Genomic DNA, 17,848 nt, shown 5'->3' on the forward strand with positions numbered 1-17,848 from the left:
TCTTTATGTAAAGTATCAAGATAAGTGCCCGCGTTTTTATAAGCGGGCACTTGGTAATATTTAAGAGGGTCTGGCATCTTTTAACGTGAAAAGGTACAACGCACCTAACAATATGGGTTCCAATCTATCCTGCAGCGATGAATACCAACTTATTTCATGCTTTGTCATTCCTGCTCCATACTGTTTCATGGTACCCACATGACCGTGGCCATTTCTTATTTCCGTGGTATTGGAAAATGCTTTTCTCTGAAGCGTATATTCATCTTTCTGAAAACGAATGGTCCAGTATGGACTTGTATTCACCCGGGAATGATTAATCATCGTTACAGAATGAATTAAATCCTCTCCGTACTTGATATCCCACGTGGCACGTGCGCCAGAAGTCTGTTCTGCCTTAACTATAATATCCCCGTTTTCATCATACACATAGATATGTTCCAGATGAGACAGAGTCAGCACCTCTTTTTTAGATCGGTACCATTTCCTGCAGTAATAGCGCACGCTGCCCTGCTTGTCCTCCACCGATATCTTACGTGCGGAAAATATAAAAAATGGTTTTGAAAATGTGAGATCTCCCAATATTATCTTCTCCCTTTATAAACGATTGCTGTTTATGAGTTTGCTAATAAAATGGAGTAGAATGTTATTATTTTAATTTATCAATATATTGTTTCCCTTCGATTAAAGACAATCCCCATTTTTCCCTGGCCATTTTTACTGCCTTAACGTCATTTCCTTCTTCTATCAACTTGCGAAGTTCATTCTCAAGCAGGGCCTCAGAATTCTCTGGCGTCTCATCCCCTCTATCTAGTACAATCTGCATCTGCTTTATACGCTTCTCTAACCTATTTATACGAGTTAATAAGTACGTAACCACTAAGAATAAAACACCCATAATAAAATTTCCCATGAAATATTCCCCTTTTTTTAATAAATGCTGTTCTATCAAATTTGGAATTTATTGTATTATTTGCTAGTATAACGATAAAGGCAGGGGGAGTAAAGTGAGGAAGTCAGATGAAAAAAAAAAAAAGATGATGTAGATTTTTTCTGGCCAATTGCTGAAATCACTCTACATGTTATAGCACTGCTTCGAAAAACAATTAAAGCTTTCTTTCATTTTTAAAAAATGGGATGCTTTTTGAATGCTCCTGCAGCTTGTGATAAAGAATTATTCTATGTTCTGCTTAACCGCCTATCAAAAAAATAATGCCGGTTCTTCCTGTGTGCTCGAGGAACCGGCTTTTGCTTTTTTTATTTAAAAAGAATATTCAAAATCACGGATAATATCCTGAAATTGATCCTGCACAATCTGTTCGGTTTTTTTGTCGTAATACTCTCTGTAATTCACTTTTTGACTGTTGGATGTTTTTTCCCTTGGCAGGTCAATGGCAGAAAGACCAAGCTTTCTGCCGGCATGTGAAAGATCCTCTTCCATGTGCTCAAATCGTATATAAAAATCGCAGGCCTTCTCCTGATTTATGTAAACAAATGGATGTAGAAGATGTTCCATTCTTTTAAACCCGGTCGGCAGTGATTCTTCTTCGGTAATCATCTGTACAAAATAGGAAAACGACATATCCCGTTTTTCCGATCTTCCGGCCCGTCCGCTCATAATCCAGCGGTAGTCAGAAGCTACTAGATCCCACGGGTTCCGTATGTTTACTGCTTTATAGGATTCCTGCCATTGCTTTTCCCCAATCAGCTGCTTTACTTCTCCGGCAGGCTGATGCTGCAGCAGAGGTCCTCCGCTTCCTGTTTTCCGCAGAAACATTTTTGCTCCTGTATCTACCAGCTTCTGCGTGCTTCCTATATCAATATGACGTCCCCATTTTGTAAAAAAGTGACCCTTTTTACGTTCTGAGAACCCATACTTGCGGATATCTTTTGCTGTTGCATAGGCTGTCATCTGCTCGTACGCTTTTTTTATTAAAGCAATTTCCGTCGAAGTGCCCCCGGTTTTATAGCTTTTTAAGTAAACGAAACGAAGTGGATGGCTGATAATCGTCATTGTATTCCTCCTATATTTCTTTCTCCCCTGCTAACTTATCATATTTGAACGGATAAAATTACCGCTGAGAAATATTTGCTGCGTTCCAATGTAATAAAATTACGCCCGCAAACGTAAACGCAATTGTGATAGGAATATATTCTCCACGATCGGTAAATCCTGCCCATATATTTAAGCAGGTTCCCACCATAGCGGCTCCTAATAATGGAGCTGATACGACCTTTCTCATTTAATACTCTCCTTTTCATTTATAAATAATAGTTGTTTTTATATCATTTAATGATATACTATTTAATAACATATCATTTAATGATATAGGAGGTGTATTTTTGGGCAGAAAAGACAGCATTTCTTCCGGTGATTTAACAGACACGCATTATTATATTCTGCTGTCACTAATGACACCTATGCACGGCTACGCTGTGATGCAGAAGGTGGAAGATCTGACAGAGGGACACGTAGTCATGGGTCCTGGCTCCGTCTATACGATGATTCAGAAATTATTAAAAGCCGGGTATATTAAGCCAAGTGAACAAGCGGCGGAACAAAGAAAAAGCTATGTTATTACTAATCAGGGCATAGATATTTTTCAAAAGGAACTCAAACGCCGAAAAAAAATGGTAGAACATGGAGAAAATGCGTTACAAATGAAAGGAGAGCAGCTCCCTTGAAAAAAACAAAGTATATGACAAGCAGCGGCTTAGCATTTAGTGAAGGCTATGACATGAAAAGACTAGCAAAGAAATCATTGAAAGGCTGGCACCTTCAAAAATTTGGCTTTCTCGGCTATACTTTGGAACGCGGTGAGCCTATGGCTGTTGAGTATGAGCTCGATTATAACGAACAACCGGATGCTGATTATTTTCAACTCTTCCAGGACGCCGGCTGGGAGCATATCTGTTCCGGCGGAGCCATGCATATTTTCAGAGCACCGGAAGGCACTGTAAAAATCTACAGTAGAAAAGCGGACAAACGAGACGTTTACAGACAGGAGCAGAAAAAGTTTAAATCCTATGCGGTTTTCTGCCTTATTATCTTTACTGTTCTGGCTGCATTCCTTTGGGCAGTGAATACTTTCTATCCTGATTTAACTACTCTCACCGTATTGGCTACAGTACTTCTTCTTGTTTGGACCTTTCCGACTGTTTTTAGTACATTTCCGTATATAGGTTACACCTATAAAGTTTATCGACTTAATAAATAATTATTTATTATTAAAAATATAAACCCTTCAACCCAAATGGTATGTATTCCTGGGTTGAAGGGTTTATTTATATGCATTATTAGAAATTCCTATGAATGGCCGGGGCAGGGCATCCACTAAAACGACCGCTGTTATGTTCAATAGTAAAAAGATAATGGAAAAGCCGATGGCAATATTAGATATAATACGCTCTGCTTTTACAGATGGCTTCAGATCCTTTTGATGAAGTCCTTTTTTCTCTCTCCATTTTTTACCCGAAAATTTAACAACAGGGTCCACTACGATAAAAATAGCACCGAGATAGCGGTCGATCTTAGGAGTGAAATATGGAGATTTTATACAGGATTTAATCGATGTTCAGTACTCTGTCATGGTATCTCTCTTTCTTTTTTAGTTCTGCATGAGTTGCTCTATTCCCTAAACCAGGCAGAGAGAATGTTTACGCGGGTCGAAAAAGGTCAATAGTACTAATAGCAGTGAAATGACGTTTTTCATTTTTACATGGGTTCATGTATTAAAAATAAACCATTCATCAACAAAAAAGGAGTTTTCTTATGTCCCAGACGGCATTATCCAAATACATCAGCAATTATGAAGGGGAAGTAAAAACAGCTAATTTACTGGAAAGGTATTTAAAAGAGATTTTTAAGGATGACTCCCTGAAGAGTGAACAAACCAGTATACTCGTTAATACGCATAAAGAATCTACCGTTGATGCATTTATGTATGACACAATGACCGATCAGTTTACGATTAATAACATTGAAGAAAAAGATAATGAAGTGACAGTATCTATCACTGCAGCCATAACGGCCAGAACAACAGGAAAGATTATTGAAGAACTGAATACAGATGATAAAAAGAAGAAGTGGAAAAGGCAGGGGCATTTCGTTTACGATCACAATGTGCCGCTGAGTATTGAGCTGGTATTTGACCCGGCTGTCTATTTAGAGCACCATAACCTTCCACCTGCTCTTACCTACCACAGGAACATCCAGTTAAACCATGGAGAAGATATTAAAATTGATGAGAAAAAAATAAGATCAACACCAATTGAATGGGAAAACCAATAAATCCTTATAAGAATTTATTCACAAAATGCTATTTCCAATTGTAAACTACTATTCAAGTAAACAGAAGGAGCCGTCAATGTGACGGCTCCTGTTTAGGTTATTCATTTAATGCTGCTTCTAAGTTTGTTATATTTTCCTGCATTATGCTGAAATAGTCTTCATCCTGCTCGTCTTCCATTACTGATTCCATATTATGAATGGTTAGAGCCTCAGCATTTGTTTCATCCTGTACTACTTCTGCCACTTTAGTGGAAATGTTCTGCTCGAGCATCACATGGTTCAGGTCGTTGTCTTCTGCGAGTTTTATTATATACTGCAGCTGACGCTGGGACGGCTCTTGATTAGGAGAAATGCCCGTAATCCCAATCTGCTCGATGCCATACCGTTGATTCCAGTATCCATAGCCGGAGTGGGAGACTAGAAATTGATGCTTATCGGCTTCTTCACTTAATGTAGTAAATTGTTCATCCAGGCCCTCCAACTTATTCGTAACCTTTTCCAGGTTAGCCGCGAATGCTTCTTTGTGCTCCGGCATCAATGCGGAGAATTCTTCGGTTATTTTCTCTGCTCCTTCCAAAGCAAGCAGCGGATCCAGCCACACATGCGGGTCCTCGTCACCATGGTCGTCAATTACAATCTCTACAGAGGCTGATTGAACCAAAGGCTCTTCGTTATCATCAAATAAAACGGCCTTTATCTGCTGGCCATTCACCGCCGCTTTACCAGTGTAATCATTCCCTTCACTGTCCGGTACAGTACGCCATTCGTCATCTTCATAATTTCTTGCATACCAATGCCAATGACCTTCTTCTTCCGATTCGGCGGTTAAAATAACGTCATCACCTGTATGGTAATGATCGGCAGTTCCTTCAATGTTTACATCTTCAGGTACATCGTAAGAAGCGTCTACAGCTTCTCCCTCCTCTGCGGCATTGGAGCTGGAAGCCTGTGACCCTCCCTGCAGGGTCATATTTTCACTTACTTCAATCATTTTCACGCCGTCGGCTGTTTCTTCCACTGACTCCGCAAATCCGTCAATTCCTGCACCGTTATAAATAAAAGCATCAGAATCTGAGATATCGATCATCGTCTGCGCCGTAGGTTCATAGCTGTGCGCATCAGAGCCCGGGGGAACAATATTTTCCACTTCTACGTACTCGCCCCCTATTTCAGATGCCAGTGACTCCCAGGCAAACAGTGTCGTGTAAACCTGCAGCGGCCGGTCTTCATCAGAAGTCCCTCCATTTTCTGTTTCGTTTCCGCAGGCACCCGCAATTAACAATGTAGAGAGCGCAGTAGAAAAAAGTATTTTTCTTCTCATGTTGTAAACACCTTTCGTTTCGTTCATTTATAATAATCCGGCAATCAGCCCGATAAAAAAAGCGATACAGAATCGTATCGCTTTATGGTGCGACGTATATTTTAGTGGGCAGTCATCTCATGGACAATTTCGTCTTCATCCATATCAGAAGGGTAGTAAGTAGGCCAGTTTTCTACTTCATCCAGCAGTGCCTCGCGGTCATCACCCCAGTAGAGATGGAAATGATGAGCGTCAGCAGGGGTCACATCGTGATCGCTGAACTGGATATACTGCGGCATCCCCTCAGCTTCTCCATCTAATTTATATACATAGCGCACGCCTCTATTACCGGCTTCATATTCCAGAATTTCATACCCGTCGGATACGTAAGTTCCCGTATGCTCTTCTCCATTTTCAAAGAAAGTGGCCTGGCTGCCGTCAAAGATAATACGTTCTACATTCGTTTCATAACCTTCCTCATAATACTCTTTATATTCTTCTGCGGTCATTTCATCGTCTTCCTCTGCTTTATGTTCAAATACTTCGTCCAGATCTCCATCCTGAAGATAAGGATATACAGACTGCCAGTCTCCTTCCCAATCGGTTAATTCACGTTCTTCTACTTCTTCATCTTCAAAATAGCCATCGTAAATTCTTTGTTCATCTTCACTTAAGTCGTGACTATGACCTTCTTCGTCTTCGTGATCGTCGATTGCAATTTCGACAGGCGCTGATTGGGCGTGCGGTTCATGATCCTCATCATAAATAACAGCTTTTACTTCCTGGCCGTCGTTTTCTGCTTCCCCAGTGTATTCAGCACTTTCCTGACCTGCAATCGGCTCCCACTCTTCGCTGTCTGCAGCTTTTTCATACCAATGCCAGTGATCTGAATCGATATCCTCCTCCAGTTCAGCTGTTAAGGTAACTTCATCCCCTGTATGATAATGATCTGCCAGACCTTGGACTGCTACATCCTCCGGCGCATCAATTTTTCCATTATGTTCTTCTTCGTTTTGACCTTCTCCCTCTTCACTGCTCTGTTCCTCTTGTTCTGCTGCCTCTTCCTCACCGGAACCCTGATTCTGTTCTTCCCCGGATTCTTCTGATCCGCATGCAGCCAGCATAACGCTGACAGCAGCAATGCTTGTTAATGTAACTAATGATTTTTTCATGATGCCCTCCTCAAATCGTAATTGTTCTTATTTACATTTCAAAGTGTATACCAGGAATTTGGATATGTAAACAATTACTTTTTGAAAAAGTAAACAGTATAGGTTCTTTTTTCAAATATCCTAAGACGTGAAATATAGAAAAAAGCCTTTAGAATCAGTCTTCTAAAGGCCGGCGGTTCTATTATAAAAATTGGCTGATTATAACGTATACTATGGTAAAAATAAGTAGATATACTAAAACGTTTCGTATCACTTACTTCCCCCCGGCTGTATAATAACAAATCCTCTTCCTTCAAATTTCATCTGAATGGATTCACCGCTGCCTCTTCCGAGAAAAGTACGGTAGTTTATGTCCGTATGAAATTCCGGCTTCACATCACCGGACCAGGCGACCGTAGCCGCGGGATCGGTAAATACCGGCTCACCTGCATAAACTGGCAGCGTCAACGGCTCGAAGTATGTAGTAATTACCACTTTTCCCTGGCCGTGAAGGGTGATATTAAACAGTCCACCAGACATCACGCCCGCAGCTTTTTTCATCATTTCAATATTCCATTCTACAGACGGCTCAAAAGCGAGAAGGTCCTCTCCTTTTACGGTCAGCCGCTGGCCGTCTAAATCAAGAATGGTAATGCGTTTCCCTTGATCCGCTAAAAATAAGCGGCCCCGGCCGGAGGCCTTCATGAGATCCTGGCCTTCCGCCGTAAATGTCTTTTTGAAAGCCCGCTCCACTCCATGCTCGAGCGCCCGTTCGCGCTCAAATGCTATATTTCCGGTATATCCGGCCATCGCTCCAATTTTAGCCCAGACCTCCCCTGCCAGATCCACTTCCAGTATTCGTTCCGACTGCAGGCCGAAAACCTCCCGCGGCCTCGCTTTAGGTCCTGTTTTGTTTATAAATTCATTTATCGAATAGCTGTTCATATGTCCGCTCCTTTAAATAAAGTTACACGTTAGTATACTGTATTTACGTTATTTCATTTCAGGAAATATTTATTCCTCTATCCACTGGTAGACGTGGTCCCGCAGTTCCTCCTCGGTTTCTCCTCCATTAGGGATATGATCTGCTTCTGCCATGGGCTTGACGATATACTCGTTTTCCGGCCCCGGCACTACCTGCGTGAAATCAATATTCGGCTCGGAAATGATCGTCTCATCTTCTTCTTTTTCTACTTCGAAAGTAGCCACCCCTCCCGTATCTGTATATTTCTGATCCTGACCTGTATAAAAGTTACCGAGAGAATAATAAACAAGTGTTTGATTTCCTTCTTTTCCTTTTACCCATTCCATCGGCTGCAGCACATGAGGATGATGACCGATCACTACGTCTACCCCTTCATCGGCTAAAAAAGCAGCCAATTCCTTCTGTTCCTCATTGGGCAGCCTTTCGTATTCGGTTCCCCAATGCATGTTTACCATCAGAACATCCACTTCGTCTTTCATATTCCTGACGTCTTCTCGTATTACCTCCTGATCAATCACCTGCACGGCATATTCATGACCGTCTGGCACGGTATAACCGTTCAACCCATATGTATAAGAGAGCATGCCTATGTTAATCCCATCTACCGTTACAATTCTCGGTGACGCTGCGTCTTCGTCGTCTTTATACACACCCACATAGTCCATTCCAATTTCTTCGTAATAGCTGACTGCGTTATGAATTGCTTCCATTCCCCGGTCCAACGTGTGATTGTTGGCACTAGAAACCATATCAACTCCGGCATCCTGCAGCGCATCAACAATGGCAAAGGGACTGTTGAAGGAAGGATATGCCGATAAGCCAAGATCTTCTCCACCAGGAATGGATTCCTGATTTACTATGGTAAAATCCGGTTCTTCCAGTAGCGAAGTTACGTTTTCTAACGCCGGTGCAAAATTGTATTCGCCGTTTTCTTCCATTCTTTTATACACTCTGCCATGAAGCAGTACATCTCCTGCTGCTCCAATCGTTATCGATGTTTCTTCAGTTTCTGCCTGGACATGTTCTTCTTGATTGTTCTCTGTCTCCTGATCGTTTTGCACTTCTTCAGCTGCACAGCCTGTAAGCAAAATAACAATACTCATACACCCAATAGTAACGGTACGCATTGCATCCTCCTTAAATCATTATTTACATGATTAATATATCATAATATTGCTAATTATTTGAAATAAAATAGGTAAATATACTATTTTAAACTAAAAAAATCCCGCTATGCCTGAGCATAGCGGGAAAATTTTTATATAATCTGCTGCGTATTAATAAACTGAAGAGAGACCTGCTTGATTTGATGGTGGTCTGTGTCCAGTATTTCCCATCGTTTTCCATCTTGTTCGACCACTTTATTCGGCTCCAGCGGTACATTATTCATTTGGAGCCAGCCTCCAATGGTGTCGATCTCCTCTTCATTTGAAAAGGTGATACTCAGTTGTTTCTCAATATCATCGAGCAGAGTCCGCCCGTTAATATGATATAAGCCTTCTTCTACTTTTTGGATATCGGAAACTTCTTCCGTATCAAATTCGTCGCGTATTTCGCCGACAATTTCTTCTAATATATCTTCCATAGTAACCAGGCCGGCTGTTCCTCCATACTCATCAAGAAGCAGGGCCATGTGCACTCTTTCTTTTTTCATATGAACAAGCACATCCTGAATGGCGGCATGCTCCGGCATTACCGGAAGGCTCTGCATGTAGTCTCTTAATACAATACGGCGGCCTGCCACATAGTCAATCAGTATTTTCTTTACGTTTACAAAACCAATGACGTTATCTTTATCGCCGTCTTCTGTGACTGGATAACGAGTATGCTCATGCTCATGGAAAACTTCCAGCATTTCTTCCTGATTCATATCAATCCGAAGCGTATTCATGTCGGTTCGGGGAATCATGATATCCCGGGCGGCCCGTTCATCAAACGCAAAAATATTTTCCATATACTGCAGTTCCGTTTTATTAATTTCACCACTTTGGAAGCTCTGGGTCATAATGATCTTCAGTTCTTCCTCCGAGTGTGCCTGTTCGTGTCCGGCTGGTTCTACACCAAACATGCGCAGAAACAGACGTGCTGATCCATTCAATGTCCAGATAAACGGAAACATCAGTTTACCGAACCAGTACAGCGGCGGAGCAAGAAGCAGGGTCATTTTCTCTGCGTATTGAATAGCCAGTGTTTTTGGCGCTAATTCACCAATTACCACGTGCAGAAAGGTCACGACCGAAAAGGCGATAACAAAGGAAATAATGGTAGCAAGCGCCTGGGCCGTTCCTAAGCTGTCAAATAAAGGATAAAGCAGGCGTTCTACGGTCGGCTTTCCAAGCCACCCGAGTCCGAGTGCCGTTACGGTAATGCCAAGCTGGCAGGCAGATAAATAATAGTCAAGCTTCTCAGCCACTTTCTTTGCCTTGTCTGCTTTTTTATTTCCTTCAGCAATCAATTGATCCAGACGCGACATACGCACTTTAACAACGGCGAATTCCGATCCTACAAAAAACGCAGTTAACCCTATCAATACAACAACCAATAATAAATTCGTAATCAATATAATATCCAAATAGTCCCTTTAAAAGGGATTCACCTCCGTATTTTTTCCACCGGTTCCGTCCCGATGGGATGAATCTGTTTATCTCCGATGCAGGAGCCAGACTCTTTTTATGGAAAAAGAGTAAACACACACTCTTCGAACACAGTGTTATTCGATGGTATGTTACATGTCAGCCAATCCCTGCCTTTTCATAAAGTAGATTAAATATACCACACCTTTATGAAAAAGAAAGGAAAAAGATTGTAAATGTTTCGTGACAAACATTCCTTTAATCCTCAATAGGCATTAAAAACCTGGGCCGGGCTACCAGAACATCACAATCGGCTCTTCGTACGATGCCTTCAGAGACACTTCCCAGCCGTAGTCCCTTTTCTCTACCAGCTCCAACAGCTCCTGCTATAATAAGATCCGACTGAAAGCGCACGGCTGTTTCTTTTGGTATCGTATGTTTGGGAGAGCCGTATTCGAGCGTAATCGTCATATCGCTGTTTCCTTTTTCGGCAGCCAGTTTTTTATACTTCTCCAGCAGCAGTTCTCCATTTTTTAAATACACATCCTGAATATCTTCTTGAAGCTGTTCAAGCGAATGAACTAATGGCGTATGGAGTACGTGTACAGCAGTAACCTCGGCCTTTTGTGTTTCAGCCAGATCCAGACCGGCCGTAAATGCGTTCACAGCCATAGATGATTCATCAATACATATCAAAATCCGCTTATAGTTTTCCAAAGGATTTTTGTTCCGCACTACCAGCACGTCACATTCTGCGCGGTGTGCCATACCGGAAGAGACGCTTCCAAGGACGTACCGCTCTATTGGGCCAAGTCCCGATGAGCCGGTTACGACTAAATCAATACTGTAAAGCGGAAGAACGTCTTCCGCCATTTTCTTCTGGGGAAAAGGGTCTCGTTTTATAATGGTTTCCACGTAGGCAAGACCCGCTTGTTCTGCCTGCTTCTTGCTTTCTTTTAAAATATTCAGCCCGTTCTCTACAGCGGCCTGTTTAATTTCATCACGGAATACAGGCACCCTGCTGTACTCTCTGCTTTCCACTACGTGACAAATGAACAAACGGCTGTTGTGCCGTAAGGCTAGATAAATTCCACGTTTTAATGCAAGCTCCGCATGCTCCGAACCATCTGTAGCGACTAAAATACGTTTATATCTTTCCACCCTTCCCACCATCTTTAGTCGTATTTGTTCCCTCTATTATAATAGGAATACTAGTCTCATAATGTGATATGTCTCACAGTACCCACACATTTTCTCAGCATAAAGCATAAAGAAAGCCTTGAGGTTTCCCTTCAAGGCTTTCCGTTATGCGTTTATTCAATTCCCAGGCTTTTTTTGTATCCTTCCAGATACGTTTTTTCAGATGGCGACGCCTGCTCAAATCCACTCATTGCGCGGTGCCATAATGGATATATCGGTGCCGGCCGGGCGGCTGCTTCTATTTTTTCTGTTTCTTCTTTAGTAAGAACGATATCAAATGAGGCGATATTTTCACGCAGCTGCTCTTCATTTCGCGCAGCTATAACAACCGGTCCGACATTCGGCCGGTCCCTTACCCAGGAAAGCGCAGCCTGGGGAACGCTGACGCCGTGGCTGTCGGCTGCTTCCTGAAGGGTATCGATCACATCATACAGCCGCTCTTTATCCATAACCCATGGCTCCGGCCAGCCTTCACCCTGCCTTGTGTTTTTAGGAGCCTGCTGATGGCGGTTGATTTTTCCGTTAAGCAGGCCTTCACCCAGCGGACTCCAGATCATTGAACCTACGCCCAGCTCACTGCCGGCTGGAAGCAGTTCATACTCAGCTTCCCGTGCTTCCGGGCTGTAGTAAATCTGCTGACAGACCGGTGGAATCAATCCTGCCTGTTCGGCATATGTTACCGTTTTGGCTAAAGCCCAGCCGCTGTAATTGGAGACACCCCAGTACCTGATTTTTCCGGACTTCACCAGATCCGTCATCGCCTGCACCGTCTCTTCAACAGGTGTCTGGCCATCCCAGAGATGGACAAAATAAAGATCCAGATAATCCGTGCCGAGACGCTTTAGTGATTGATCAATCGACATTTCCAGATTTATTCTTGATGCACCGCGGGCATTTGGATTGTCTTCAAAAGGAAAGCCCGTTTTTGAAGTGAGAAGCACTTTTTCCCGGCGCCCTTCAATTGCAGCGCCGAGCACTCTTTCTGCATCCCCTTGAGAATAAAGGTTTGCAGTATCGAATGCATTGATCCCTGCTTCCAAAGCAATATCCACCATTCGTCTAGCTTCTTCTTCTTTAATATTTCCGGTAGCTTCAAAACCATTTGTACCGCTGAAGGGAACAGTTCCTAATATATATTTTGGCATACGCAGGCCTGAATTTCCTAATGTAATATATTCCATCATATCTCTCCTTGGATTCGTTTCTTATTTTTCATGGGAAATAACAATTTTCCCAAAGAAATTCTGGCTTTTTAAATGTTCATATGCGTCTCTTGCTTTTTCGAATGGATATACTGTATCTACAATAGGAGTCAATTTATGGGCGCTTATCGCTTTATTCATGGTTTCAAACATATCGCGGTTTCCTACCATGATCGTTCTTGTGCTTGCTTTGCCGAATAAATCATAGTAATCAATCGCTTCACCTGTTCTGGTAAGAACGCCTATCAATGCCAGCTCTTCTCCTGGAGCCACCGCCTGGATCGACTGCGGAAAGCTGGCAGGTCCTACCACTTCGACAACACGGTTTACTCCGCCGGGAAGAAGTTCTTTTACTCTTTTTCCCCATTCAGGCGTATCGTTATAGTTAATAATCTGATCTGATCCCATCTTCTGCAGCTTGTCTGCTTTCCAGCTGCTCGACGTAGTAGAAATGACCTGCAGTCCCAGTGCCTTTGCAAACTGCACCGCAAACACAGAAACACCGCCGGTGCCAAGCGTTAATACTGAATCACCGGCTTCTAGTGGAGACGGACCGTGGAGGGCGTTCCAGGCAGTTACTGCAGCACATGGAAGCGCCGCTCCCTGCTCATACGTCAAATGATCAGGCAGCTTTACCAGCTCTTCCGGATGAATCGCTTTATAATCCATCAGCCAGCCATCGCTGTGAGAACCGTAAGGCTCCAGATAACCAGGCATTCTTCTGCCGCTGAACCATTCTTTTGTAAAATTGCCGGCTACCCGGTCACCAACTTGAAAACGGCGTACATCGGGACCTGCTTCCACAATCTCCCCTGCTCCATCAGACAGCTGAACCGTATTTTCGTTTAATTTACCGGGATAATTACCCTCAGCCAGTGCAAGATCACGGTAGTTTAATGAGGTAGCTTTAACCCGGACCAACACTTCATTACGTCCTATTTCAGGAATGCTTTCTTCGTTCATTTTTAAATGCTCTATACTCCCGGCCTGTTCGAGCCGAAAGGTGCGGTTTTTATTATCTGTCATAATCAGCCTCCTCTACATAGTTACTTTCCTCATATTCCCAACTTAAAAGGCAGTTGAAACAGTCCTTCTTTAATCTCTTTTAAAGAAGGACTGTTTTCTATAGAAATACGAAGAACAGCCGTTTCGATAAAGGCCAAAAAAAGGCTGAGGCATTCCATTTTGTTTATTAATTTAAAAAATTCTGTTTATTTATGATCCGATATCTTCATTTATTCGTTCCCTCTATAGTTGAATGTTTTTTAACTGATTCATGCATTCAACAAATGAAGATCACCGCACGGATCAATATGTTTATTATTTTAAAATCGAAAGGGGATTGTACAAATGAAAAAAAGAGTTGTACTGCCGTTAACGTCCATATTCGCTTTCACCGCTTTTGCAGGAACTGCTGCCGCTGATCATGAGGGCCGGGAATTCATGGTCGAATTAACACCTGATGAAGAAACTATGAATGTAGAAAGCGACGCAATGGGGCAGGTCCATTTTGAAGTAAGCGAAGATGGGGATTCACTAATGTATTCAATACATGCCGAACATCTTGATGACGCAGTAGCCGGGCATCTCCACAGTGGAGCTGAAGGAGAGGATGGACCCGTTGAACTGTTCTTATTTGAAAATGACGAACCAATGAATTATGACGGCGAAGTAGCATCCGGCATGCTAACTGAAGATGACCTTGTTGGTGATATGACGTGGGAAGAAGTATCCATGGGCCTCGTAGCTGGAGAAATTTACGCTAATCTTCATACAGAAGAGTATCCGGACGGCGAACTGCGCGGCCAGCTTGATCAGGACGCACAGGATGCGGCCATGATGCCCGAAGAAATGCCCCAGACAGGAATGGGCGGAACCGGCAATGGCGACTGGATGACGGCTTTCTGGGCTAGTATAACAGCTCTTGCCGGAGGAACAGCCGCTTTGTTTATCCGGAGAAAAAATCAGGCTTAACCACAAAAAAGGAAAAAGCAGCAATCTGCTTTTTCCTTTTTGATTTAATGAGAATTAAATGTGAACCGTTACATCGCCGTCTTCACGCAGCTGATCGATCAGCTCCTGGGCACTTTCTGCCTGTTTCTGTGTAATTAGCTGCTCTTCGATCTGTTCACGGTCAGGTTCCGGCATTTCAGGAGCTTCTTCCCCGGACTGCTCTGCCATAGCAGCCTGCTGCTCTTCCGTCTGGGCAATAGCTTCATCTATTTCTTCATCCGTTACTTCAAGGTCCTCGGATTCTTCTTCAATTAATTGTTCTACTTTAATGGACTGTTCCACTTCTGAACGGAATTCATCCTCCGTGTATCCTTGGTCCTCCAGTGCCTGCTGATACTCGTCGTCTGATTCAAACTGTTCTTTCTGCTCGGCAATTAAATCATCGACTTCCTGTTCGTCCGTGCTGTAATCCCGTTCGTCTGCTTCCTGAATGAGCAGTTCCTGTCCCACCAATTGATCAGCCGCTGCCTGTTTTAACTCGGCTTCCATTTCTCCATTTTCATCCTGCTCCTCTAAATTCATGCCCTGCATGGAGTACATGGAAAGCGCTGAAGTGTACGCTACCTCAAATTCATCCTTTGTTACTTCTTCGCCATTCACATCGGCCACAACGTCCGGCACATCGTCCAGATTAGGTTCAGGTTGTTCCGGCTGTTCTGCCTGCTCAGATTGAGCCGCCTCATCGCCTTCGGCCGCCTGCTCTTCCTGTTGTGCTTCCTGACCGCTTTCATCTGCGCTGCCCGCTTCTTCTTCCGATTCACCGCCGCAGGCTGTAATTACTGATAAGGAAACGGCTGTAAATGCCGTAAGTATCCATTTTTTACTCATTTGAAAAACCCCTTTTCTATTCAGTCTCCCACGGAGTGTGACATTTGTTTATGTTGAGACTGTGTCAGGAATTGAATTTATTTGGATTTATTCTCCCATTTTATCCATTCTTCTTCCAAAATGCTCATTTCCCACAGGCTCCAATAGGAGTCACCTGTTTTTCTTATATCCCTTAGCAGACCTTCTTTTTGAAAACCGGCTTTTTCATATACAGCAATTGCCGGAGTGTTAAAATCAAATACTCCCAGGCTGACCCGATGCAGGCGGAGTTCCTGAAATGCTGTGTCCAGTGTTTCGTTTATCATGATTTCGGCTGCTCCTCTGCCTCTCCAACGTTCATGGATAAGCACTTTACCTATTCTCGCGGAACGATTTTTTAAATCTATGCTTCCAAGTGCAATATGTCCGACAGGGCTGCCGCTTTTTTTATCTACAGCTGTATATATACGCGCTGAAGCATTCGGCTCTTCAGCCGTGGTTCTATAGGTTTCGAGCTGCTCGATTGTTAATGGATAATCAAATGAAGGGCCCGCCCACTGCATCAGAAAATCGGCACTTGTAACGGCATCGAGCAGCTGTTGAAAATGTATTGGTTGGAACGGAATTAATTTAATAGTCACAGCCAGTCTCCTTTTCAAGTAAGATAATAGTTATGCCGTCAAATTTAAGAATAACCAAAAAATCTCTCCTGATATAAACAGGAGAGATGTTGTGCTTATTTATTTTTTTTAAAGTCGGAAATAAACCGCTGAAACATCTCTTTTGTCATGCCGTCTTCAATCAGCTCATGCATCACATCAAGCCATTCCTGTTCTATTTCGACTGTATGGGTAAGCCTGCCCTCTTTTGTATCCTGACTCGGTACGTTCACCATGAAATGTTTAACTATATTGTCTCCCATTTGCTAGTCCTTTCTTTTCATCCATTATCGCGTTTTAGATCATAAACCAGTATGTAAAATGCATATTTTAAGAATAGTTACGATTTATTACTATTTTATGTTATTAGACTGCCTTTGTCAAAAAAATTTCTACTGGTACTTAAACAATAAAAGCACCTCTCAAATTTAGAGAAGTGCTCAACTTTTATGTTTCCGGATAAAATAACACTTTAATATGACCGCCTCTGCGATGGAACAGGTCATCGAAAACCTTCGGCCCTTCGTCCAGAGAATAGCGGTGGTTAATCATCGGGCCGCTTTGAATCTGTCCAGTGCCCATATAGTACATCGCTGCATCCCACTCCCGTCCTGGGAAAGGAGAGGATACTCCATTCCAGGAACCGAAAACACTCAGCTCGTTTCTCACGATTTTTTCGAAATAGAAACGTTCAATCGTAATATCGGCGTAAGGTATGCCTAGAAAGACAACTTCGCCGCCTTTTTTAGGAAGAGCGAATATCTGTGCTGATGTAATCGGCGATCCTGCCGACTCTACAGCAAGGTTTACTCCCACGCCATTCGTGTGCTCCAGGATTTTTTCATGAGGCAGGCCTTCCAGCGAATTAACGAGTACATCGGCGCCCAGCTCTTTTGCAGCTTCCAGTTTTGCTTCATCAATATCGATGGCAAATATTGTTTTTGCTCCAAAAATACGGGCCCACTGTACGGCCAGTAGGCCGATGCTTCCGCATCCCATAACAGCTACGGTATCGCCCGGCTTCACGTTTGTTTTATAAAACCCGTGAGCGACCACAGCAGCAGGCTCCAACAATGCTGCTGTATCAAAATCCACCTGTTCGGGAATTTTAATTACATTTTCTTCCGGCAGTTTTACTTTTTCCGCGTAAGAACCAGGATGCCTGGCTCCTATAACGGTCAGCTTTTCACACTGGGAGAATTCACCCTTTTGACAGCTTAGACATACGCCGCAGTAGAAGGCAGGGCATCCGGCTACTTTATCGCCTTTTCTTACCCGCTCTACATCGGCTCCGACTTCTACAACCTCGCCGGCAAATTCATGCCCAAACGTCATACCTTCTATATATGGCCCAAGTTTATTGAATCTTGAGATATCAGAGCCGCAGATCCCGGCAGCCTTAACTTTAATAATCACATCATCCGGAGCCGTAATGACGGGCTCACTGGTTTCTTCACAGCGAATATCCTGGATGCCATACAGATTTAACGCCTTCATTGTTTTTTTCCTCCTTTTCAGCTTGTAGATTGATCCTGTTTTTTATTGGAAAAAAGCTGATATAGGACAAATAATACGATGATAGTATTAAAAATGATCTGGTATTCAAAATAGAATTCGCTGATGCCTCTAAAGGATCCCAACATAAATTCAAGAAATGTATCGGCCATATT

The 17,848-nt window shown here is 43.0% G+C and carries 21 protein-coding genes; 4 read left to right on the top strand and 17 right to left on the bottom strand.

Going from position 1 to position 17,848, the window contains the following annotated elements; translation table 11 throughout:
* Window positions 1–60: 60 nt before the first annotated feature.
* The 4 genes from ATL39_RS15380 to ATL39_RS17485 all read right to left on the bottom strand — a co-directional run bounded on the left by ATL39_RS15380 (window position 61) and on the right by ATL39_RS17485 (window position 2,240).
* Window positions 61–579: a tubby C-terminal domain-like protein gene (locus tag ATL39_RS15380; RefSeq protein WP_120194254.1), complete on the bottom strand. Its 519-nt coding sequence runs from the start codon at window positions 577–579 to the stop codon at window positions 61–63.
* A 67-nt stretch (window positions 580–646) separates the two neighbouring features.
* Window positions 647–910 carry a hypothetical protein gene (locus ATL39_RS15385; protein ID WP_120194255.1) on the bottom strand — a complete coding sequence of 88 codons (264 nt, stop codon included), beginning with the start codon at window positions 908–910 and terminating at the stop codon, window positions 647–649.
* Between the two features lie 348 nt (window positions 911–1,258).
* On the bottom strand, window positions 1,259–2,011 hold the full coding sequence (locus tag ATL39_RS15390; RefSeq protein ID WP_120194256.1) for a hypothetical protein: 753 nt from the start codon (window positions 2,009–2,011) through the stop codon (window positions 1,259–1,261).
* A 58-nt stretch (window positions 2,012–2,069) separates the two neighbouring features.
* On the bottom strand, window positions 2,070–2,240 hold the full coding sequence (locus tag ATL39_RS17485; RefSeq protein WP_170146963.1) for a hypothetical protein: 171 nt from the start codon (window positions 2,238–2,240) through the stop codon (window positions 2,070–2,072).
* 100 nt (window positions 2,241–2,340) lie between these two features.
* Here ATL39_RS17485 and ATL39_RS15395 point away from each other — a divergent pair, with 100 nt between their 5' ends.
* The 3 genes from ATL39_RS15395 (at window position 2,341) to ATL39_RS15405 (ending at window position 4,288) form a co-directional block, all read left to right on the top strand.
* Entirely contained in the window at window positions 2,341–2,682 is a 342-nt protein-coding gene (locus ATL39_RS15395; protein WP_120194257.1) for a PadR family transcriptional regulator, read from the top strand.
* Window positions 2,679–3,215, top strand: a complete 537-nt coding sequence (locus ATL39_RS15400) for a DUF2812 domain-containing protein (protein WP_120194258.1) — start codon at window positions 2,679–2,681, stop codon at window positions 3,213–3,215. Before ATL39_RS15395 ends, ATL39_RS15400 begins: the two co-directional genes overlap by 4 nt.
* Before the next feature lie 554 nt (window positions 3,216–3,769).
* On the top strand, window positions 3,770–4,288 hold the full coding sequence (locus ATL39_RS15405) for a hypothetical protein (protein WP_120194259.1): 519 nt from the start codon (window positions 3,770–3,772) through the stop codon (window positions 4,286–4,288).
* 97 nt (window positions 4,289–4,385) lie between these two features.
* Here the strand turns inward: ATL39_RS15405 and ATL39_RS15410 are convergent, their stop codons facing one another.
* The 8 genes from ATL39_RS15410 to ATL39_RS15445 form a co-directional block, all read right to left on the bottom strand.
* The gene (locus ATL39_RS15410) at window positions 4,386–5,609 is read right to left on the bottom strand and encodes a metal ABC transporter solute-binding protein, Zn/Mn family (protein WP_170146964.1); all 1,224 of its coding nucleotides are present in this window, start codon (window positions 5,607–5,609) and stop codon (window positions 4,386–4,388) included.
* Between the two features lie 101 nt (window positions 5,610–5,710).
* Window positions 5,711–6,760 carry a ZinT family metal-binding protein gene (locus tag ATL39_RS15415; RefSeq protein ID WP_120194261.1) on the bottom strand — a complete coding sequence of 350 codons (1,050 nt, stop codon included), beginning with the start codon at window positions 6,758–6,760 and terminating at the stop codon, window positions 5,711–5,713.
* Between the two features lie 249 nt (window positions 6,761–7,009).
* Window positions 7,010–7,684, bottom strand: coding sequence for an AIM24 family protein (locus ATL39_RS15420; RefSeq protein ID WP_120194262.1), 675 nt, complete (start codon window positions 7,682–7,684; stop codon window positions 7,010–7,012).
* A gap of 69 nt (window positions 7,685–7,753) precedes the next feature.
* Entirely contained in the window at window positions 7,754–8,851 is a 1,098-nt protein-coding gene (locus ATL39_RS15425; protein WP_120194263.1) for a CapA family protein, read from the bottom strand.
* 131 nt (window positions 8,852–8,982) lie between these two features.
* On the bottom strand, window positions 8,983–10,296 hold the full coding sequence (locus ATL39_RS15430) for a hemolysin family protein (protein WP_120194264.1): 1,314 nt from the start codon (window positions 10,294–10,296) through the stop codon (window positions 8,983–8,985).
* 259 nt (window positions 10,297–10,555) lie between these two features.
* Entirely contained in the window at window positions 10,556–11,458 is a 903-nt protein-coding gene (locus ATL39_RS15435) for a universal stress protein (protein WP_170146965.1), read from the bottom strand.
* A gap of 152 nt (window positions 11,459–11,610) precedes the next feature.
* Window positions 11,611–12,678 (bottom strand): aldo/keto reductase, encoded by a 1,068-nt coding sequence (locus tag ATL39_RS15440; RefSeq protein WP_120194266.1) that lies wholly within the window; start codon window positions 12,676–12,678, stop codon window positions 11,611–11,613.
* A 24-nt stretch (window positions 12,679–12,702) separates the two neighbouring features.
* Entirely contained in the window at window positions 12,703–13,725 is a 1,023-nt protein-coding gene (locus ATL39_RS15445; RefSeq protein ID WP_120194267.1) for a zinc-dependent alcohol dehydrogenase family protein, read from the bottom strand.
* Window positions 13,726–14,049: 324 nt separating this feature from the next.
* Here ATL39_RS15445 and ATL39_RS15450 point away from each other — a divergent pair, with 324 nt between their 5' ends.
* Window positions 14,050–14,673, top strand: a complete 624-nt coding sequence (locus tag ATL39_RS15450) for a CHRD domain-containing protein (RefSeq protein WP_120194268.1) — start codon at window positions 14,050–14,052, stop codon at window positions 14,671–14,673.
* Window positions 14,674–14,727: 54 nt separating this feature from the next.
* On the opposite strand, the gene ATL39_RS15455 is transcribed toward ATL39_RS15450, so the two are convergent.
* From ATL39_RS15455 to ATL39_RS17490, 5 genes are all read right to left on the bottom strand, one after another.
* The gene (locus tag ATL39_RS15455) at window positions 14,728–15,540 is read right to left on the bottom strand and encodes a SurA N-terminal domain-containing protein (protein ID WP_120194269.1); all 813 of its coding nucleotides are present in this window, start codon (window positions 15,538–15,540) and stop codon (window positions 14,728–14,730) included.
* 77 nt (window positions 15,541–15,617) lie between these two features.
* Window positions 15,618–16,160: a GNAT family N-acetyltransferase gene (locus ATL39_RS15460; RefSeq protein ID WP_245961008.1), complete on the bottom strand. Its 543-nt coding sequence runs from the start codon at window positions 16,158–16,160 to the stop codon at window positions 15,618–15,620.
* Window positions 16,161–16,255: 95 nt separating this feature from the next.
* A complete protein-coding gene (locus ATL39_RS15465) occupies window positions 16,256–16,441 on the bottom strand; it encodes a hypothetical protein (RefSeq protein ID WP_120194270.1) in 186 nt (61 codons plus the stop codon).
* 184 nt (window positions 16,442–16,625) lie between these two features.
* On the bottom strand, window positions 16,626–17,675 hold the full coding sequence (locus tag ATL39_RS15470) for a galactitol-1-phosphate 5-dehydrogenase (RefSeq protein WP_120194271.1): 1,050 nt from the start codon (window positions 17,673–17,675) through the stop codon (window positions 16,626–16,628).
* A 17-nt stretch (window positions 17,676–17,692) separates the two neighbouring features.
* On the bottom strand, window positions 17,693–17,845 hold the full coding sequence (locus ATL39_RS17490) for a hypothetical protein (RefSeq protein WP_170146966.1): 153 nt from the start codon (window positions 17,843–17,845) through the stop codon (window positions 17,693–17,695).
* Window positions 17,846–17,848 lie beyond the last annotated feature (3 nt).

This window comes from Sinobaca qinghaiensis, from assembly GCF_003610495.1.
GTDB classification, from domain to species: Bacteria; Bacillota; Bacilli; order Bacillales; family Marinococcaceae; genus Sinobaca; species Sinobaca qinghaiensis.